This is a genomic window from Hyphomonas sp., from assembly GCF_041398385.1.
GTDB lineage: Bacteria > Pseudomonadota > Alphaproteobacteria > Caulobacterales > Hyphomonadaceae > Hyphomonas.
This window is the reverse complement of the sequence record NZ_JAWKUW010000001.1, coordinates 392,712-410,462: the sequence shown is the minus strand read 5'-3', so window position 1 is coordinate 410,462 and position 17,751 is coordinate 392,712. Positions and strand designations below refer to the sequence as shown.

Annotated in this window: 19 protein-coding genes; 11 read left to right on the top strand and 8 right to left on the bottom strand. The window is 62.9% G+C overall.

Annotated elements, in window-relative coordinates; all coding sequences use genetic code 11:
- Positions 1–16 precede the first annotated feature (16 nt).
- The 4 genes from R3C13_RS01970 (at position 17) to R3C13_RS01955 (ending at position 5,125) form a co-directional block, all read left to right on the top strand.
- A complete protein-coding gene (locus tag R3C13_RS01970) occupies positions 17–1,057 on the top strand; it encodes a lipid A deacylase LpxR family protein (RefSeq protein ID WP_371309114.1) in 1,041 nt (346 codons plus the stop codon).
- A gap of 84 nt (positions 1,058–1,141) precedes the next feature.
- Positions 1,142–3,121 (top strand): alkyl/aryl-sulfatase, encoded by a 1,980-nt coding sequence (locus R3C13_RS01965; RefSeq protein ID WP_371309113.1) that lies wholly within the window; start codon positions 1,142–1,144, stop codon positions 3,119–3,121.
- Positions 3,122–3,222: 101 nt separating this feature from the next.
- Entirely contained in the window at positions 3,223–3,912 is a 690-nt protein-coding gene (locus tag R3C13_RS01960; RefSeq protein ID WP_371309112.1) for a TerC family protein, read from the top strand.
- Positions 3,913–4,009: 97 nt separating this feature from the next.
- Complete coding sequence (locus tag R3C13_RS01955) at positions 4,010–5,125, top strand: acyltransferase family protein (RefSeq protein ID WP_371309111.1); 1,116 nt, start codon at positions 4,010–4,012, stop codon at positions 5,123–5,125.
- Here the strand turns inward: R3C13_RS01955 and R3C13_RS01950 are convergent.
- A complete protein-coding gene (locus R3C13_RS01950; protein ID WP_371309110.1) occupies positions 5,122–5,976 on the bottom strand; it encodes an alpha/beta hydrolase in 855 nt (284 codons plus the stop codon). The genes R3C13_RS01955 and R3C13_RS01950 overlap by 4 nt on opposite strands.
- Before the next feature lie 157 nt (positions 5,977–6,133).
- On the opposite strand from R3C13_RS01950, the gene R3C13_RS01945 reads away from it, so the two are divergent.
- On the top strand, positions 6,134–7,852 hold the full coding sequence (locus tag R3C13_RS01945; protein WP_371309109.1) for a SulP family inorganic anion transporter: 1,719 nt from the start codon (positions 6,134–6,136) through the stop codon (positions 7,850–7,852).
- Between the two features lie 483 nt (positions 7,853–8,335).
- Positions 8,336–8,686, top strand: coding sequence for a UrcA family protein (locus R3C13_RS01940; RefSeq protein ID WP_371309108.1), 351 nt, complete (start codon positions 8,336–8,338; stop codon positions 8,684–8,686).
- Between the two features lie 123 nt (positions 8,687–8,809).
- Here the strand turns inward: R3C13_RS01940 and R3C13_RS01935 are convergent, their stop codons facing one another.
- The gene (locus R3C13_RS01935; protein WP_371309107.1) at positions 8,810–9,151 is read right to left on the bottom strand and encodes a hypothetical protein; all 342 of its coding nucleotides are present in this window, start codon (positions 9,149–9,151) and stop codon (positions 8,810–8,812) included.
- A gap of 14 nt (positions 9,152–9,165) precedes the next feature.
- Positions 9,166–9,498, bottom strand: a complete 333-nt coding sequence (locus R3C13_RS01930; RefSeq protein ID WP_371309106.1) for a hypothetical protein — start codon at positions 9,496–9,498, stop codon at positions 9,166–9,168.
- A gap of 18 nt (positions 9,499–9,516) precedes the next feature.
- Here R3C13_RS01930 and R3C13_RS01925 point away from each other — a divergent pair, with 18 nt between their 5' ends.
- Positions 9,517–9,834: a hypothetical protein gene (locus R3C13_RS01925; RefSeq protein WP_371309105.1), complete on the top strand. Its 318-nt coding sequence runs from the start codon at positions 9,517–9,519 to the stop codon at positions 9,832–9,834.
- Positions 9,835–9,961: 127 nt separating this feature from the next.
- Here R3C13_RS01925 and R3C13_RS01920 read toward each other — a convergent pair whose 3' ends face one another.
- On the bottom strand, positions 9,962–10,648 hold the full coding sequence (locus R3C13_RS01920; RefSeq protein WP_371309104.1) for a hypothetical protein: 687 nt from the start codon (positions 10,646–10,648) through the stop codon (positions 9,962–9,964).
- Between the two features lie 29 nt (positions 10,649–10,677).
- Positions 10,678–11,709 (bottom strand): ribonucleotide-diphosphate reductase subunit beta, encoded by a 1,032-nt coding sequence (locus tag R3C13_RS01915; RefSeq protein ID WP_371309103.1) that lies wholly within the window; start codon positions 11,707–11,709, stop codon positions 10,678–10,680.
- Between the two features lie 207 nt (positions 11,710–11,916).
- On the opposite strand from R3C13_RS01915, the gene R3C13_RS01910 reads away from it, so the two are divergent.
- Complete coding sequence (locus tag R3C13_RS01910) at positions 11,917–12,636, top strand: hypothetical protein (protein WP_371309102.1); 720 nt, start codon at positions 11,917–11,919, stop codon at positions 12,634–12,636.
- Between the two features lie 8 nt (positions 12,637–12,644).
- On the opposite strand, the gene hemN is transcribed toward R3C13_RS01910, so the two are convergent.
- Entirely contained in the window at positions 12,645–13,997 is a 1,353-nt protein-coding gene (gene hemN / locus R3C13_RS01905) for an oxygen-independent coproporphyrinogen III oxidase (RefSeq protein ID WP_371309101.1), read from the bottom strand.
- A gap of 114 nt (positions 13,998–14,111) precedes the next feature.
- On the opposite strand from hemN, the gene R3C13_RS01900 reads away from it, so the two are divergent.
- Positions 14,112–14,636, top strand: coding sequence for a DsrE family protein (locus tag R3C13_RS01900; protein ID WP_371309100.1), 525 nt, complete (start codon positions 14,112–14,114; stop codon positions 14,634–14,636).
- Here R3C13_RS01900 and R3C13_RS01895 read toward each other — a convergent pair.
- Both R3C13_RS01895 and R3C13_RS01890 read right to left on the bottom strand, forming a co-directional pair.
- On the bottom strand, positions 14,633–14,992 hold the full coding sequence (locus R3C13_RS01895) for a RusA family crossover junction endodeoxyribonuclease (RefSeq protein WP_371309099.1): 360 nt from the start codon (positions 14,990–14,992) through the stop codon (positions 14,633–14,635). The genes R3C13_RS01900 and R3C13_RS01895 overlap by 4 nt on opposite strands.
- A gap of 5 nt (positions 14,993–14,997) precedes the next feature.
- A complete protein-coding gene (locus R3C13_RS01890) occupies positions 14,998–15,312 on the bottom strand; it encodes a ribosomal protein L7/L12 (protein ID WP_371309098.1) in 315 nt (104 codons plus the stop codon).
- Positions 15,313–15,494: 182 nt separating this feature from the next.
- Between R3C13_RS01890 and R3C13_RS01885 the strand changes: the two genes are divergently transcribed.
- Entirely contained in the window at positions 15,495–16,250 is a 756-nt protein-coding gene (locus R3C13_RS01885) for a hypothetical protein (RefSeq protein ID WP_371309097.1), read from the top strand.
- Positions 16,251–16,332: 82 nt separating this feature from the next.
- Positions 16,333–17,727, top strand: coding sequence for a class II fumarate hydratase (gene fumC, locus R3C13_RS01880; RefSeq protein ID WP_371309096.1), 1,395 nt, complete (start codon positions 16,333–16,335; stop codon positions 17,725–17,727).
- The last annotated feature ends 24 nt before the right edge of the window (positions 17,728–17,751 follow it).

Below are 17,751 nucleotides of genomic sequence, written 5' to 3'. Positions count from 1 at the left end.
GCTATCGGCATGGTCCATGAAGGCCCGATTCCCATCTGGGGCCGCGCTTGTCGCGGCCTTTTTCTTTGCTCCCCATGCTTCCGCTCAGGAGGAGGCTGACCTGCAGCCGATACAGGCGCGCAAGCCCGCCGTGATTTCGGTCACGACCGAGAATGATTTTTTCGGCGGCGGCACGGACCGGAATTATTCCAACGGCCTGAGGATCGAGCGCGTGTCGGCCGCCGACGACGTGTTTCCGGCGCTCGACTGGGTGGCAAACCGCTTGCCCTGGCTGGACATGGAGCGCACGGACCTGCGGCAGGGCTTCGGCATTTCCCAGGCGATCTTCACGCCGGAAAACATCCACACGCCGGACCCGGATCCCAAGGACCGGCCTTATGCTGCTTGGCTTTCTCTGTCCGGCACGGCTGTCGCAACGGATGTGGAAAAGGGGATCCAGGACACGTTGCAGATCAATCTCGGAATCGTCGGCCCGTCCGCGGCCGGTGAGTTCGTACAGAACAACTGGCACAAGATCATCGGAGTTGATCAGGCTGAAGGCTGGGACCATCAGCTGAAGGATGAGCCCGGGCTGGAGATCATTGCCCAGCGTCTGCGCATCTATGACGGGCCGGACTTGCCACTCGGGCTCAAGACCGACATTGGCACGCACGTCGGCGTGGCGCTCGGCAATGTGCGGACATATGCGAACATGGGCATGACCGCCCGGATCGGCTGGGACCTCGATTCCGGCTTCGGTCCGCCGCGCATTCGTCCGGCACTGGCCGGGGCCGGAGATTTCATCCCCGGCACCCCGGAAAACCCGTTCGGCGGGTATGCGTTCATTGGCGTCGACGGACGAGCGGTGGCACGCGACATGTTCCTTGACGGCAATCTCTGGCGAGATTCCCCGCGCGTGGAGGACCGCCGCGATTTCACGGGCGACTTGCAGGCCGGCGTCGCTGTGCATTACCGCGATGTGCAGCTCGCCTTCACGTTTGTGCACCGGACCGAACAGTTCAAATACCAGGATGGACCGCAGCGCTTCGGGGCGGTCTCCATCAGTATCGCCCACTGATCGTCCTGCCTTCCGGTGGGTCATGCTTGCCCAGCTGCAGGCGCCAGCGCACAGTGGCGCAAAATATTGCCCGGGAGGAAACTGATGAGACTTGCTGTTCTGGCCGTCGCTACACTGGCCTGCCTTTCGGCGTGCGGCGCGCCTGGCGCGAATGCCCCGCCGGTGGCGACTGCGCCTGAGCCGGGGGTCGCAACCGAAGCGACGAAATCGGCGAACGCCGCACTTGCCGGTCGCCTGCCGCTGGGTGACCAATCCGATTTCGAAGATGCCAACCGCGGCCTGCTCGCCCAGATCAGCGAAGACATCACGGACGACAATGGTAATGTGGTCTGGGCCGTGAAGGCGCATGACTTCATCACCGGCGAGGCGCCTGACACGGTCAACCCGTCGCTGTGGCGTCAGGAATCCCTCAACGCCATCCATGGCCTGTTCGAGGTGACGGATGGTGTTTACCAGGTGCGCGGCTATGACCTTGCAACCATGTCGGTCATCCGCGGGCGGACGGGCTGGATCATTGTCGATCCGCTGCTCAGCAAGGAGACGGCTGCCGCCGCGCTGAAGCTGGTCAACGATACACTGGGCGAGCGCCCGGTTACCGGCGTGATCTACACCCATTCCCATGGCGACCATTTTGGCGGCGTGCGCGGCGTGATTGACGAGGCAGACATCTCTGCGCGCAATGTGCCGGTGCTTGCACCCATTGGCTTCACCGAAGCGGCCATCTCCGAAAACCTGCTCGCCGGGAACTATATGAGCCGCCGGGCCACCCTGATGTTCGGCAACACCCTTCCCATCAATGCGACGGGGCAGGTGGGCGTGGGGCTGGGCGCAGGCTTGTCGCAAGGCACGATCGGCTTCATTCCGCCCACAGAGGAAGTGCCGGGGCGCGGTACGAAACGGGTCGTGGACGGCGTCACATTCGAGTTTGTGGACGCGGCGAACACGGAAGCCCCCGCCGAGTTCATGTTCTACATGCCGGATTTCCGTGTCTTCTGCACGGCTGAAGTCGCGACAGCGACCTTCCACAATGGCCTCACCCTGCGTGGAGCAAAGGTGCGCGATTTCCTGGAGTGGAGCCGCGTGCTCGACTACGCACTGGTCAACTATGGCGACAAATCAGACATTGCCATCGGTTCGCATCATTGGCCGACATTTGGGCAGCAGAATGTGACAGACTTCCTGCAAGGGCAGCGCGATATTTATCGCTACACGCATGACCAGGCGGTGCGCCGCGCCAATCGCGGCGAGACCCAGTTCGAACTTGCCGAGGCAATCGAGGAACCTGCCGTTCAGGGAACGCATTTCGATACGCGCGGCTATTACGGAACCCTCAACCACAATGCAAAAGCGGTCTACCAGCACTATTTCGGCTGGTGGGACGGCGTCCCGGCAACCTACAACGCCTGGTCCATGGAACAGCGTGCGCCGCGGTTCGTCGACCTGGCGGGCGGGGAAGACGCGGCACTTGCGGCAGGTCAAAAAGCGTTCGATGCCGGCGATTATCGCTGGGCAGCGGAAATCTTCAACAACATCGTCTTCGCCAACCCGAAGAACCAGCCGGCGCGTGACTGGCTGGCGGCAACCTATGAACAAATGGGCTTCCAGGCTGAAAGCGGTGCCTGGCGGGACTATTATCTGTCCGGTGCCGCTGAATTGCGCCGCGGCCTTCCGGATGAAGGCAGCATTCGCACAACCAGTCCGGACTTCATCAAGGGCGTGCCGACGGTCGAGTTGTTCAATGCCCTTGCAGTCCGCTACGACCCGTCGAAAATGGCGCGGGATCCGTTTTCGCTGAACTTCGTGTTCCCTGACACGGGCGAGACACTGGCGCTGGATGTCGGTTCCGCCATCACCTTCCCGAGGCCGGGCGTTCCGAGCGGGTCGCCGGCCGCAACCCTCACCATGGACCGGGCGGCCTTCAACCAGCTGATCCTCCGGACGCGGACGTTCCAGGAACTGGCGGCGGCGGGCGAGGCGAAGCTGGAAGGCGACCCCACCGCCCTGCTTGCCTGGTTCGGCGCACTGGAAACGCCGCCATTCTGGTTCAATATCGTGGAGCCCTGAGGCAACCACGTCTGCCTGTTTCGATTGCGGCACCGGCCGAACGCGCCCATATCAAGGCAGCGTCCCGGCGCATGCCGGAATGGGAGAAAGGCTGAATCCCCATGTCGCTGCATCTGCTGACCCCCGAATTTGTCGAGGCGTTCTTCGCTGTCGTTGCGATCGACCTCGTGCTTGCCGGGGACAATGCGGTTGTCATCGGCCTTGCAGCGGCCGGGCTTGAAAAGGCCCAGCGCGGCAAGGCCATTCTCATCGGGATCATGGCGGCCACGGTCCTGCGCATCCTGTTTGCGCTCATTGCGGCGGAACTGCTGCTGATCGTCGGCCTGCTGCTGGCGGGCGGGGTGTTGCTGCTTTGGGTCGCGTGGAAGATGTGGCGGGAGCTACAGGAAGGCGCGGCCCACAACGCAGAAGAGGCGCTGGCGGGAGAGGATCTCAACAGGGATGGGGCTGTCGCCGGACAGGCGCGCGGAAAGACCCTGCGTCAGGCCGTGACCCAGATCATCCTCGCCGACGTCTCGATGTCGCTCGACAATGTGCTGGGCGTTGCCGGCGCTGCACGGGAGCATCCAATCGTCCTCGTCTTCGGGCTTACCCTTTCTGTCCTGCTCATGGGCGTCGCGTCGACCTTCATCGCCCGCATCCTCAACCGTCACCGCTGGATCGCGTTCGCAGGCCTGGCCGTAATCGTTTACATCGCCTTGCACATGATCTGGGAAGGCGGGTTCGAGATTTGCAATGAAGGCTTGCCGCTGCTGGGCATCGACACGCCATCGGCCTGTCGCGGGCACTAGGCCGGAGGCGGTCGCGCGGCCGGAGAATTCCGTCGCCCTGTTCGCGACTGGCGCTTAGTGTAGGGTGCGCTGGTACGGGACACCTGCAGGAGGGGACATGACCACGCCGTCAGAGGCAGTTGCGGCTTCGCGCGTCGTCTTTGGGTCACTGAACGGGTTGCGGTTCTTTCTCGCGATCTGGATTGCCTATTTCCATGTTGGCCACATGTTCGACGAGCACGGCTTCGGCGACCTGCCGCTGTTGCGCATGGGCATCGCGCGGGTCGACATGTTCTTCGTCCTTTCCGGTTTCGTCTTGACCCACGTGTATTGGGCCCGGCGCACAAAGCCCTTCGACTTTCCCGACTTCATGGCCGCCCGTATCGCGCGCATCTATCCGATGTATCTCATCGCGCTCGCGCTGATCGGCACTTATCTCATTCTCGGCATCGCCCTCGGCAAGTCCCCCGAGGCAAGTTATCCGGTCAGTGATCTCATCAAGTGCCTGTTCTTCCTGCAGGCATTCGGCCTGACGGAAACCAATGCCTGGAACTTCCCGGCCTGGGCCGTTGCCGCCGAGATGGGCGGCTATGTCGCGTTCCCGGTATTCATCTTCGCAGCCAACCGAATGCGCCAGCACCCCTGGATACTGCTCGGCATTGCCATCGGCATCGTCGCCGCGGTGCAGGCATTCCTCTGGAACGCATTTCACATGCACATGAACCTCGCCACGACAGACTGGGGCGCCCTGCGCGGCGCATCGGTCATGTTCTGCGGGTCTGCCGCGCGCGTAGCCTATGACGCCTACAAGCCTGGCAAGGCGGGCACTTATGCCGGGCTGGCCGCTGGAATCGGAATCGCCGTAATCACGGCGCTGAACCAGTGGGGCGTGCCGCTTATCGGCTTGGGCGCGGCGCTGATGATGATGTCTCTCGCGCGGCTGGATGCGGATTATGGCGGCACGTTCCTGTCACGTCCGCTGATGCAGACGCTGGGCAACTGGTCTTATGTCATCTTCATCCTGCACGCGCCGGTCTACACGATCCTCGTACACGGCATGTCGCTGGTCGGGATCGACTTCGTTGCCAATGCGTGGACGTCCCTCGGCATGACCGCCATCGTGGTCGCCATTTCGGGGCCGATCTTCAATTTGATTGAGCGCCCGGCGCGGGCCCGCATCCGTCAGGCCTGGGAGAATTTCCGTGGCCACCGGATCGCGAAGGCGGGGCTTTAGTCCAGCTGGCCGCGGAAGAACTCGACGATCATCGGGCCGTATTTGTCGCCCTTTGAGCCGAGCCGGCGATTGAGGCTCTTATGGTTGCGCTTTTTGGCTTCCACGGCCTGCGCCATGTGGCCATGCATCACCAGCGTATCGGCCAGTTCCTTGGCGCGCTTCGGCGATACAGCGCGGTTCACGTAGAGCAGCAGCATCGGCGGAACGGGCTGGCCCTCGAGGATCTGCAGGGTCGGGGAAGCCTCTTCCCAGGTTCCGGGATCCTTGCCGAACACGGGCCGGTAGAAGCGCGGTAGTTCGCCTTTTTTCTCCCCCGTCTTCACGAGATTGTAGGCCGCGCCGTCCAGCGGCACGGTGCCTTTGATCACATCGAGGCCCAGATCGTGGGCCGCGAGGTATTTCGGGTCGATCGACACAAGCGCCACAGTGTGTGCGCCTGCCGAATGCCCCATCAGGAAAATCTCGCCCGGGTCGCCGCCATACTTGCCGATATTGTCGTGCACGAACGCGATGGCAGACGCAGCATCCTCGATTTGCGCCGGGAAGGGGTGATCGGGGGCGAGGCGGTAATTGATGGCGATGAAGATAAAGCCTTCATCATTGAAGAAGCGCGGCTGGTCGATGCCGATGGCGCTCTGTTTGTTGCCGACCACCCATGCGCCGCCATGAACCATGATGACCACCGGGGCCTTCTTCGCGCCATCGGGCGCATAGATGTCCATGGTGAAATTGCCGTCGCCAATGCCGGAATGGTGGTCATACACGACATCGCGCCACACCTTGGCCGAGGCCTGCCCCGGCAGGGCAAGCCAGCTAAGCAGGAGGGCAAGGACGAATCCGGCAAACCGCATAAAGCAATCTTTCCATACTGTTGGCGGGGATGAAACGCGTCGCACGCACTAATCCGTCGCCCATGGCAGCATTGCGGCAGCGAGGTGGCGTTGTCACCCCGAACTGGTGCTTTCTGTTGCGGATGTGTAGATTCCTCTGATCTGCGGGGTGACACCGATGACAACGAAATCCCAGACCATGCCGCCCGCCTCACCGGGATTTTCCGACCTGTTCACGCCGAAGCTGATCACGGTTTTGCGCGAAGGGTATGGGCCGAAGCAGTTACGGGCCGACGCGATCAGCGGGCTCACTGTCGCTATCGTCGCCCTGCCTTTGTCAATTGCGATTGCCGTCGCGTCCGGGGCAAGCCCGGCCCAGGGCCTGGTGACGGCGATCATTGGCGGGTTCCTCGTTTCTGCGCTGGGCGGCAGCCGCTTTCAGATCGGCGGTCCGGCAGGCGCCTTTATCGTGCTGGTCAATACCACGGCCGCGCAGTTCGGCATGGACGGGCTCATCCTTGCGGTCTTCCTGTCCGGGCTCATGCTGGCGCTGGCTGGGTGGCTGCGCCTTGGAACCTTCGTGAAGTTCGTGCCTTATCCGGTGACGGTTGGCTTCACGGCAGGGATCGCCGTCATCATCTTTTCGAGCCAGGTCAAGGATCTGTTCGGTCTCACGCTGACCGGGGCGGAGCCGGGGCCTTTCCTTGAAAAGCTGCCTGTTCTTGCTGCGGCTGCGCCGAGTGCAGACTGGCAGGCCTTCGCGGTCGCCGCTGGCACGATGGCATTGATCTTCACCCTGAAGCGCTACCGGCCGGGCTGGCCCGGAATCCTGCTCGCGGTTTCGCTTGCAGCGGCCGTAACAATACTCGCCCGGTTTGACATTGCGACCATCGGATCGCGCTTCGGGGCCATGCCGGCCGGTCTTCCCATGCCGCACCTGCCGGCATTTTCGGCCGACAAGGTTCTTGCTGTCCTGCCGGCCGCAATCGCCTTCACTCTGCTTGGTGCGATCGAGTCGCTGCTGTCCGCCGTCGTGGCGGACGGCATGACCGGGCGGAGGCACCGGTCGAACTGCGAACTCGTTGCTCAGGGCGCCGCAAACATCGGGTCGGCCCTGTTCGGCGGCATCTGCGTCACGGGCACGATTGCGCGCACGGCGACCAATGTGCGGGCAGGGGCGCATGGGCCTGTCTCGGGCATGTTGCACAGCGTGTTCCTTCTCATCCTGATGATGATCGCCGCGCCCCTGATTGCCTTCATTCCCATGGCGGCGCTCGCTGGCGTCCTGGCGGTCGTTGCCTGGAACATGTTTGAAAAGCACGCTTTCTGGCGCCTCCTGCGATCCTCGCGGGGCGATGCGGCGGTGCTCCTTGCAACATTTGGCCTGACGGTGTTCCGCGACCTGACGGAAGCGATCATCGTTGGCTTCGCCCTCGGTTCAGCCCTATTTATCCACCGCATGTCCGAGGCGGCCAGCGTCGAACTTGGTGCGCCTCTGGTCCAGCCCGACGAGGCGGACGATGTTGCGCCGCGCAAGGCCTATGACGAGGCTGCGGACGTACAGCGAGACGTCGTCGTCTATCGGATTTCCGGGGCGTTCTTCTTCGGGGCTGCCGCGGCGATCGGATCGGTACTCGACCGGATCGGGGATTCGCACCGTGCACTGATTATCGACTTTTCCGCGGTTCCCTTCATCGATTCGACGGCCGCGCATACGATTGAAGGCCTGGTCGACTCGGCCGCCCGGCGCAAGGTCGCCGTCTGGCTGACAGGCCTGAATCCCGCGACGGAGGCGGCGCTTGCGGCACAAGGCGTCTGCCCGCCTCATGTCAGGATCGAATCCGACATCGCGACGGCCAGCAGGAAAGTGCGTGCCGCCCTCGATGGCACCACCTGAGCGCCCGCATTCGGTCTGTCTGTAGAGTAAATTCTGAATTTTTTCAAAGAGGTGGTGTCAGATTTGGCCCGCTTCGCCCGGTTATCCCGCAGTTTTTGCAAGGCAGGCCTGCCTGGCTGCAGGACTCGGGGAATCCTCTGCGGGCGGCGGCTGCTTCGTCCGGTTTGCACCCATCCACGCCTGTAATAATTACAGGGAATCAAGGCCTGCGTTGGGAAACCGGGCAAGACTGCTTGCGAACCGGGCGTCACTGCGGTCTCCGGTTCGGCGGACGTTTTGCCACGCAAAATTTCACTTGCATTGCTGCGAGTGCGAGAAGATTGTTGCAGTGCAGCAAGTGGCCGCCTCGGGGCAGGCCAGCATGCGGCCGGCGGCAGTCCGGTTGCGTGCGCTCCGGTAGCGCTTTCGGGTGCGAGGCCACGGGCTGAGGGAGGAGTTTCCGGCGCCCCGAATGGGGTGCCCTAACTCTGAAGGACTGAACCCATGATGAAATCCCTGTTGATTGGCGCGGCGCTGTCCGCCGGTCTCCCGCTTGTGGCCGCGGCCGAGACCCTCACCCCCATTTCGGTGACAGTTGCGTATGACAAGGAGCTGCTGGCCAGCAACTCCGGCGCAGAAGTCGTGCTCGACTCGATGCGTAAACAGGCAAGGGATGCCTGCACCACGCCCCGCAGCCTCGGCCGCAGCCCGATGGTCGACAAAGCCTGCGTCAACGATGTGATGGCCAAAGCAGCCACGAAGATCCTGCGCAAGCAGGAAGATGAGGGCCTTGAGACGGCTCCGGCGTTCGCGCAGGCCGCGCGGCTCCAGACGGCCGACTTGGGACAACGCTAGACCATTTCCTCCCGGAATAGCGTTGGAGGGGCTGCCGGCGGCCACCGGCAGCCCCTCACTTCCCCATCATGAAAAAAGCCCGGGACAAAGGCCGGGCTTTTTCTTTTGGTATGGGGCGTTTGCCTACTTCCAGCGGCCCGGATGACGATACCAGCCTTTGTCCGTCCGCACCCACTGGTCCGGTACCCACCGGGCGCCGGCACGGGGCGGGTTGGGATGCCACCGGCCATCAACCCAGATGAAGTCCGCGCCATTCCAGTCCCAATACCCTCCGATCCAGACCGACAGCGATGTCGGACGGGGCGGAATGATGACCGTGCGCGGCGGCGGCGGCGTTTGCGAGATGTACACAACGCCGGACGGGGGCGGGCCATAATGCCTGTAGGGCCCGTATCCGGCACAGGCGGTCAATGCGGCAAGCCCCAGCGCGACTGATCCGTATACCCATCTTTTCCCGAGTTTCATGGCTTGATCCCCTGTTACATGCCGCGGTTGTACTGGTTCAGTTCCTGCCAGGTCAGGCGGCCGTCATCATTTGTGTCTGCTTCCAGCCAGGCATGCTCGCCGAATTTCATGAACTCGTTGCGCGTGACGATGCCATCGCCATCGCCGTCCATGATACGGAACCGCTCTGTCTTCCGCAGGTTTGCCTGCTCACGCATGATGGCTTGCTGCTCCGGCGCTTTTGCCGCGTAAGGGCCAGGGCCGAACCGGGCTGCATGGTATTCCTGCAGTGTCAGGCCGTTTCCATCGGCATCCATCTGTCCGAACAGGTCATCATGCCAGCCTTCATATTCGGACCGGTTGATCATGCCGTCGGAATCCTTGTCATGGATGCGAAGGCGATCCTGCGTGCCGAGATAAAGCCGGTCGCGGTCCGGATCTCGGATGCGGTCGCGGTCATAGGTGCGCAGGCGATCCCGGTCTTTGTCGTAATCGCCGGTCTAGTCGCGCAGGCGGTCTCGATCCATGTCTCCCGTCATGGACCCGTAGCTGCTGCCAGCGCCACCACCGCCGCCCGCTCCGCCGCCACCACCGCCGCCTTGCGCCAGCGCAGGGAGTCCGGACATGGCGATTGCGCCAGCCAGGATTGCCGTCATTCCCAGGTGTCTCAGTTTCAGCATCTTCATTTTGATCTCCATTGCTGATGCTGCGCGCGACGCGTTCAGGGCGAGGCGCGCTTGGCCACCCCTCTAAAGACGAGGAAACAGTGTGAGCCTGACGGCTTCCTGACATTCAGCAGACCTCGGTAATCTTACCGAGCGGCGCATCGCCTCATTGAACTGGCGTGTCTGAAGAGCGCGAAAAAGCGTGAACTGTTGCGCCTGTTCCAGTCTGCACGGTTTCGCAGTCTCTTGCGTCTGTCGTCCATGTCGCGTCTGTCATGAAGGCAGAAACCTTCATTCTGAGGCCGCCGGTCGTGAGAACGGTTTTCAGGTGCTCCACCGCATGGGCGAAGCTGAACGCACGCGTTTCGAAATGGAATCCGATGTCCGCGCAATCGGCGGTCAGTGTGCAGGCCGGATCGTAAGTCCAGGACAGCCGGCACTCTGTCTCCACCCCCTTCACAAGGAGCAGAACCGTCTCATAGACATGATCTGCAAACGGACCAATAGCGTCACCTGGATGCGGGCCGGGCGGCGTGCGCGATACGGGCAGGAAGCGCCGCCAGCCCCATTTCGGGCCCTTGGGTATTGTTTTGTCGGGCAGGTTTTTTTCAGCGGGAGCGGGCGGCTGGCCGGAGCCATCGGGTTCCTGCTGGGACAGCCAGTAAACATCCTGCCTTGCGATTGCGCTTTCGAGATGGGGCAGGGCGTCTTCCGGTGGACGCCCTTCGAAACCCTGTTCCGCAACCTGTTCCCGTAGGTCAGAAAACAGGGCCTGCCGGCTCTTCGGATCGGCGGCGTCGATATCCGTAAGGCGACGGATGACCCAGCCGAGTATGTCGCTTCGCGCGCTCATGCCGGCCGGGTCGCTCGTCCGTTTCCGGTTTACTCAGCCGGAACCGAGTCTTTCTTCGTGGTCGCGCGCTGGTCGAATTTCGACCAGACGCCATCGTCGCCGTGCCAGTCGCCCTTGGTGGCGCCCTTGGAATATTCCGTGGCGCGCTGTTCGAAGAAGTTGGCGTGCTCGACCCCGTTCAGGATTTCGGTCAGCCACGGGATCGGGTGCTTGGTCACGCCGAAGATCGGCTCCAGCTTCAGCTGGCCGAGGCGCCAGTCGGCGATGTAGCGGATATACTGTTTGATGTCGTCCGCCGTCATGCCTTCGACCGGGCCCATTTCGAAGGCCAGTTCGATGAACTTGTCTTCGAGGTTCACCACGGTGCGGCAGCATTCGCGGATCTGCTCGCGCAGTTCGTCCGTCATGCAATTGGTTTCGGCGCAGAAGGTGTGGAACAGCTTCGACATGCTCTTCGCAGTGCAGCGACTGTCGCGCACCGACCAGCTGACGATCTGGCCCATGCCCTTCATCTTGTTGAAGCGCGGGAAGTTCATCAGCATGGCGAAGGAGGCGAACAGCTGCAGGCCTTCCGTGAACGCGCCGAACACGGCCATGGAGACGGCGATGTCTTCATTCGTCTGAAACGAACTGGCCGAGATATCATGCTTCGCCGCCATCTCCTTGTATTCCATGAAGGCGGAGAATTCGCTGTCCGGCATGCCGATGGTTTCCAGCAGGGCGTAGGCCGCGATGTGGATCGTCTCCATATTGGAGAAGGACGACAGCATCATGGACACTTCCACCGGCTTAAACAGCGGCATGTAGTGTTCCATGTAGTTGGCGCCGACCTCGACGTCCGACTGGGTGAAGAAGCGGAAGATCTGCGTCAGCAGGTTCCGCTCTTCATCGGAGAGCTTAACCGCCCAGTCCTTGCAGTCCTCACCCAGCGGAACCTCTTCCGGCATCCAGTGGACCTGCTGCTGCTTCTTCCAGAAGTCATACGCCCACGGGTAGCGGAACGGCTTGTAGGCTAGGCTCGGGGTGAGCAGTCCGGGCTTGTCAGTGTGTCCGCCAGCCATGGTGGCCTCCTTGCAAATCGAGTCGTCTTTTCGGGATAATCAACACCACATATAGTGCTTAAGAAGCGTTAATGACGCAAGATGAAGGATCACTTCTGCGTCATCTGTCCACAGGTATGCGCACAGGAAAGGCAACTGGACCCCGGCGCCTGCCTGTGGAAAGTTCATGCATGTGTACATACAGCAGCCTGGCGGGGGAATGCGAAGGTGGATTTCGGGAGTTCGCTGTTCGATCCGACAACCTGGGCCGGGGCGCTCTTCACGACGGCCACCTGCGCGGTCATTGTCGGCATCCTAGCCTGGGCGATCACGCCCTTGCGCAATTGGATGGTGCGCCAGCTCGTCTCGTTCGCTGCGTGGCTGCAGGGGCTCGCCAACCGGGTCCTGGGCAGCGAGGTTCTCTGTGTTTTCGCAGACCGCCGCAGCATGGACGCCCACCTCAAGCGCGATTTCGAAAGGACGCGCAACGTATTCCTCCTGACGGGACGGGGGATACAGCTGCAGGCTGAACCGCCATTTGCCTATCTGCTAAATGAACGCAATCCGGCGGCACACAATGTCACGGTCCGGATCCTGCTCCCGTGTCCCGATGCGTCGCCGGATGTGATCGACTGGACGGCAGTGAACGAGTCCTATCTCAGGAAGATCGATATTGCCTATGGAGAGGGCACCCTCTCTGCGCAACTGGCAGCGGCAATCAAGGTTCTGAAATCCTACCAGAAAGATGGCCGTATTGAAGACGTCCGCCTGTTCAACATGCCCCATTTTGCCCGCATCATCATCACGGACTCGGGTGTCTACGTGAATCCCTACAATGAAGAGCGGCTTTCGATGCGCAACCGGATCGTCAAGTTCCGGCCGGATAGCGATACCGGCCGTTTATGGCGGCGCCTGTTTGATCTGCTCTGGACCCACCCGCACACTTAGCCGGCGCTTCAGACAGCCTTCGCGTGTCGCGCCTCGACCGGCTTGAAGCGGCCGTCGAAGCACTGGGCAACGGTGCGGAGCAACAGGCGCGCTTCCTTCGGCACGGTCACGACATGGCCAGTGATCTGGCACAGGCCGGCCGCCTGAAGGAAGCGCGCCGTCTCGAGGGCGTCGGAAAGTGCGCCGGGATGAGCCCCCATCTCACGGCACACTTCGTCGACGTCCACCCAAAGCTGGCACATCAGTTTCTCGATCGCGCGGGCGCGCAACCGGTCGTCATCGGTCAGGACCACGCCGCGTTCGGAGGGCAGACGGCCATCCTCAATGGCGGCGCGCCAGGCGTTGCGGTCCTTGAAATTCTGGACGTACCCCTCTCGGAACTGGGAGATCGAGGTTGAGCCAATCCCCACCAGCGTCTGGCAGGGGTCGTCGGTATAGCCCTGGAAATTCCGGCGCAGCTTGCCATGGCGCTCGGCGCGGCTCAGCGGGTCTCCGGCTTCTGCGAAATGGTCGAGCCCGATGGCATGGAAACCATTGCGGACCAGCGCTTCGGCGCCGGCTTCGGCCTGTTCGAACCGGGCTTCGAGGCCGGGCAGCGCGGCCTCGTCAATCGCGGCCTGATGCTTGGCGAACCAGGGCACATGTGCATAGCCGAACAGCGATACCCGTGAAGCCGCCATTTCCGCCGCGAACTCCGCCGCTTCGACGACATCGTCGATCGTCTGGTGGGGCAGGCCGTACATCAGGTCCATATTGACCGCGTGGATGCCGCTCGCGCGCAGGCGCTCGATCCCGTCCACGAGCAATTCACGCGGCTGAATCCGGCCGACTGCCTCCTGCACCTTCGGCGCAAGCGTCTGGACGCCGAAGCTGACGCGGCTGACGCCGGCGGCGGCCATGGCCTCCACGAATTTCGGCGTCATGGTCCGCGGGTCGACCTCGACGGCGATTTCGGCATTCTGCCGCTTCCCGAAAGCCGCGCACGCATGGTCGGCAAGGCCCTTGAAGTCTTCGGGTGAGAGCGCGTTCGGCGAGCCGCCGCCGAAATGCAGATGAGCGATGCCGCCATGGTCTGGTCCGAGCGCGCCGGCCCACAGGTCGATCTCCTTGTGCAGCGTCTCAAGATAATTGCCGATCCGGGCATACCCATTCGGAACGCTGGTCGCACAGCCGCAATAAAAGCAGAGCTTCTCGCAGAACGGCACATGGATGTAGACCGACAGATGCTCGCCCGGCGCGACGGCCCGCGCCCATTTGCGGGCCTCCGGTTCTGCCACAGCCGGCCCGAAATCTGCGGCGGTGGGGTAGCTCGTATAGCGCGGAACCTGCCGCGTCGCGAATGTGGTCCAACCCTGTTTCATGACAGGGTCTCTAGCAGACGGCTTCTTCGGCCGGATTAGGGGATTCCCCCTACAGCCGGGCGCTCGACGTGAGGCAGAACGGCGCATAGGCTGGCGCCAAAGAGGAGACCTCCAATGCTGAAACCTGCCCTTGCCGCGATTGCCGCATTTACCCTCGCCATGCCTGCCCTTGCTGGCATGGATGCCTTTGGCCCCGGTACCGTCGTACCGTCTTACGGCAAGTTCGTGTCCGTGCCGGGCGCTGAGCTGCCGGCGGATGCCTCCTTCAGGGTGGCGTTCGATGTCTCCGACGCTGGGCCTGAGGACGGCGTCAATCGCTACCTCGAAAGTGCTGCCCGGCTGCTCAACATGCAGGCTGCTGCCGGCGTTCCGGTCGAAAACATGTCGGTTGCCATCGTGGTTCACGGCCCGGCCGCCGCGGACCTTCTGACAGAAGAAGCGCGCGGCACGCCGAATCCGAATGCTGGCCTCATCTCCGAACTGGCCGCTGCCGGCGTCAGCATCCAGCTCTGCGGGCAGACGGCTGCGGCAAAGGATATCGAAGCGGACGACCTGCTGCCCGGTGTCACCATGGCCCTCTCCGCCATGACGGCCCATGCGCTGCTCCAGCAGCAGGGCTACACGCTCAATCCGTTCTAGCCGAGTGCTTCGGCGAGCAGCCAGATGCCTTCCCGCTCCGCCTGCCTTCGCTCCACCAGCAGGCGGGCGACCTGGTGGTCGTCGTCGAAGACATTGCCGGTCAGCGAATCAAGCAGGGCCTTGGCGAGATTGTCGAGGTCCATCCAGGGCGGGTCGCCGGTATATTCCATCATGATGTGCACGGAATATTCGCCATAGCCGGGGCGCAGGGGCGGAAAGTCTTTGCGGAAGAATTCCTTGAGCAGGGTCTTGTAATACTTGGTCTGCGTGGTGAGGCCCGTGCAGCGCACTTCCAGCGCACCCTCCTCGGTGATGCGCGCCTGGACTTTTCCTGAGCGGACCCAGCCCTCGTTCACAGGCGCTACATGCCCCGGTTGCGGAGGCGCGCCTCGACGGCTTCCTTGGAATCCTTCAGGCCCAATCCGGTGGCTTCCCGCAGCAGCTTGATCGCCCTGATCTTCTTTCGGGCGTCCAGTTCCGCGTCGATCTCCATCCATTTCGACAGGGTGACCTTCTTCAGCGCCGCCTTGACCTCTTCGGGCGAGGGCGGTGTCGGCGAAAGACTGTTGCCGCCGCTACGCCGCCGGCCGCCTGACATGATCTGGCCAAGCACGAAAGCGCCGAAGACTGTCCACAGCACTTCCGGGTGCAGGATCTTGTCCAGATAGTCTTCCATGCCGGCCTCCCCGTGCTGCGGGTATTGGGTCCTGCATAGACGAAGCCGCCGGGAAGGGCGACCCCGCCCGGACAATACCCATCCCCAGCCACAATTCCGCGCCAGCAAAGCTCAAGATTGCCGGCGACAGCGGCGCATGGCAGGAGAGTCCTGCCGGTCCGTATGCCGGAAAGGGGATATCCATGAGAACCACAGTGATCCTGGCGGCCGGCCTTGCTGCGGCGCTCACAGCCTGCGTACAAAAAGGCGAGCCGCCGCCGGCTGAGGCCGTCGCCGCGTCTGCCGCAGCGGACGCCGCCGAATCCTGTCCGGACGACGGTCCGCGCTTTCCGATCACCGGCCTCTGCGTCGGCCGCTCCGTCAATTACCTGGAGCCTGCCGGAGACTGGCAGCCGCCGGAAGGCTGCACATGGGCGATGAACGAGGCCTGGATCGGCGATGGCACCGAAGCGCTGCTCTACCGCGCGGCCGTGTGCGATGGCGTGACCACGACGCTGCAGGTCAGCGGCGGGGCGCATTCTGCGTCGGTCGAATATGCGATGTCGGCGCTCGGCGGCGATGCCCTGCGGGGTGAGGAGGTGATCCGCCTGTTCGTCTCGCCGCCTGAGAACCCGCAATGGCATATTGAGGACATCCTTAACGACGTGAACGAAAACGGCGACATCGAGTGCGAAATCCGCCCCGCGGGTGTGGATGGCTGGCCGGAAGATGCGCTGGTTATCGCCCCGACAGCGGAAGAGCGCGCGGCGATGCCCCAAGACGAGCCGGTTGCCGCCTGCGGCGACTGGGGCCTCGACGAGGACGCGACGCAATACTGGGAAGTCCGCCAGGGCTATGAGTGGTATTTCCAACTCGGCCAGGACCTGCCGGATTTCGACCCCTACACGGTAACCCACATCGTGAAGGACGCCGAAGGCAACTGGAGCGTCGCGGAATAGGCGGCATTGCGGCGGCGGGGGTAGTTGATCGCGGGCGGTCTTGGGGCTAGTCCCGCTGCCAGCAGATCAAGGAGCCCGCCCCATGGCCAAAACCCGTACCGAATCCGACACGATGGGCCCGATCGAGGTCGCCGACGACGTCTATTGGGGCGCGCAGGCTGAGCGCAGCCTCGGAAACTTCAAGATCGGTTGGGAAAAACAGCCTGAGCCGATCATCCGCGCCCTCGGCATCGTCAAGAAGGCCGCCGCACAGGCCAATATGGACCTCGGCAAGCTGGATCCGGCGCTCGGCAAGGTGATCGTCGACGTTGCAGACGAAGTGATCGAGGGCAAGCTGAACGCGCACTTCCCGCTGGTCGTGTGGCAGACGGGCTCGGGCACCCAGTCCAACATGAACACGAACGAGGTGATCTCGAACCGCGCCATCGAGATCATGGGCGGCGAGAAGGGCTCCAAGAAGCCGGTCCACCCGAACGACCATGTGAACATGTCCCAGTCGTCCAACGACTGCTTCCCGACGGCCATGCACGTCGCCGCCGCCGAGGAGACGGTTCATCGCCTGATCCCGGCGCTGAAGCACCTCCACGCCGCCCTCGATGCCAAGGCGAAGGCCTGGGCGGACATCATCAAGATTGGCCGCACCCACACGCAGGACGCGACGCCGGTGACGCTCGGCCAGGAATTTTCCGGCTACGCCCAGCAGGTGGCGAATGGCATCAGCCGCATCGAGATGACGCTGCCCATGCTGATGGAACTGGCGCAGGGCGGCACGGCCGTCGGTACGGGTCTCGCTTCGCCCGAGGGCTTTGCGGACCTCGTGGCGGAGAAGATTGCCGCCATTACCGGCCTCGGCTTCACCTCCGCGCCCAACAAGTTCGAGGCACTCGCCGCGCATGACGCCTTGGTGATGACACATGGCGCAATCAACACGGTCGCCATGTCCTGCTTCAAGATTGCCAACGACATCCGCTTCCTCGGCTCAGGTCCACGTTCCGGACTTGGCGAGCTGGCGCTGCCGGAAAACGAACCCGGTTCGTCGATCATGCCGGGCAAAGTGAACCCGACCCAGTGCGAAGCGATGACCCAGGTCTGCGCGCACATCCACGGCAACAATGCCGCCATCGGCTTTGCCGGCAGCCAGGGCCATTTCGAGCTGAACGTGTTCAACCCGATGATGGCCTACAACTTCCTGCAGTCCGTCCGCCTTCTGGCAGACGCCGCGATCAGCTTCACCGACAATTGCGTCGTCGGCATTGAGCCGCGCCTCGACAATATCGAAAAGGGCCTGAAGAACTCGCTGATGCTGGTGACGCCGCTGAAGGAGAAGTTTGGCTACGACCGCGCCGCCAAGATCGCCAAGACCGCCCACAAGAACGGCACCACGCTGCGCGAGGAAGCCATCAAGGACGGCATCCCGGCCGAAGACTTCGACGCCATCGTGCGCCCGGAGAAAATGATCGGCCCGGATCCGCGCTAAAAACGATTTGCCCGAGGGTTTGTG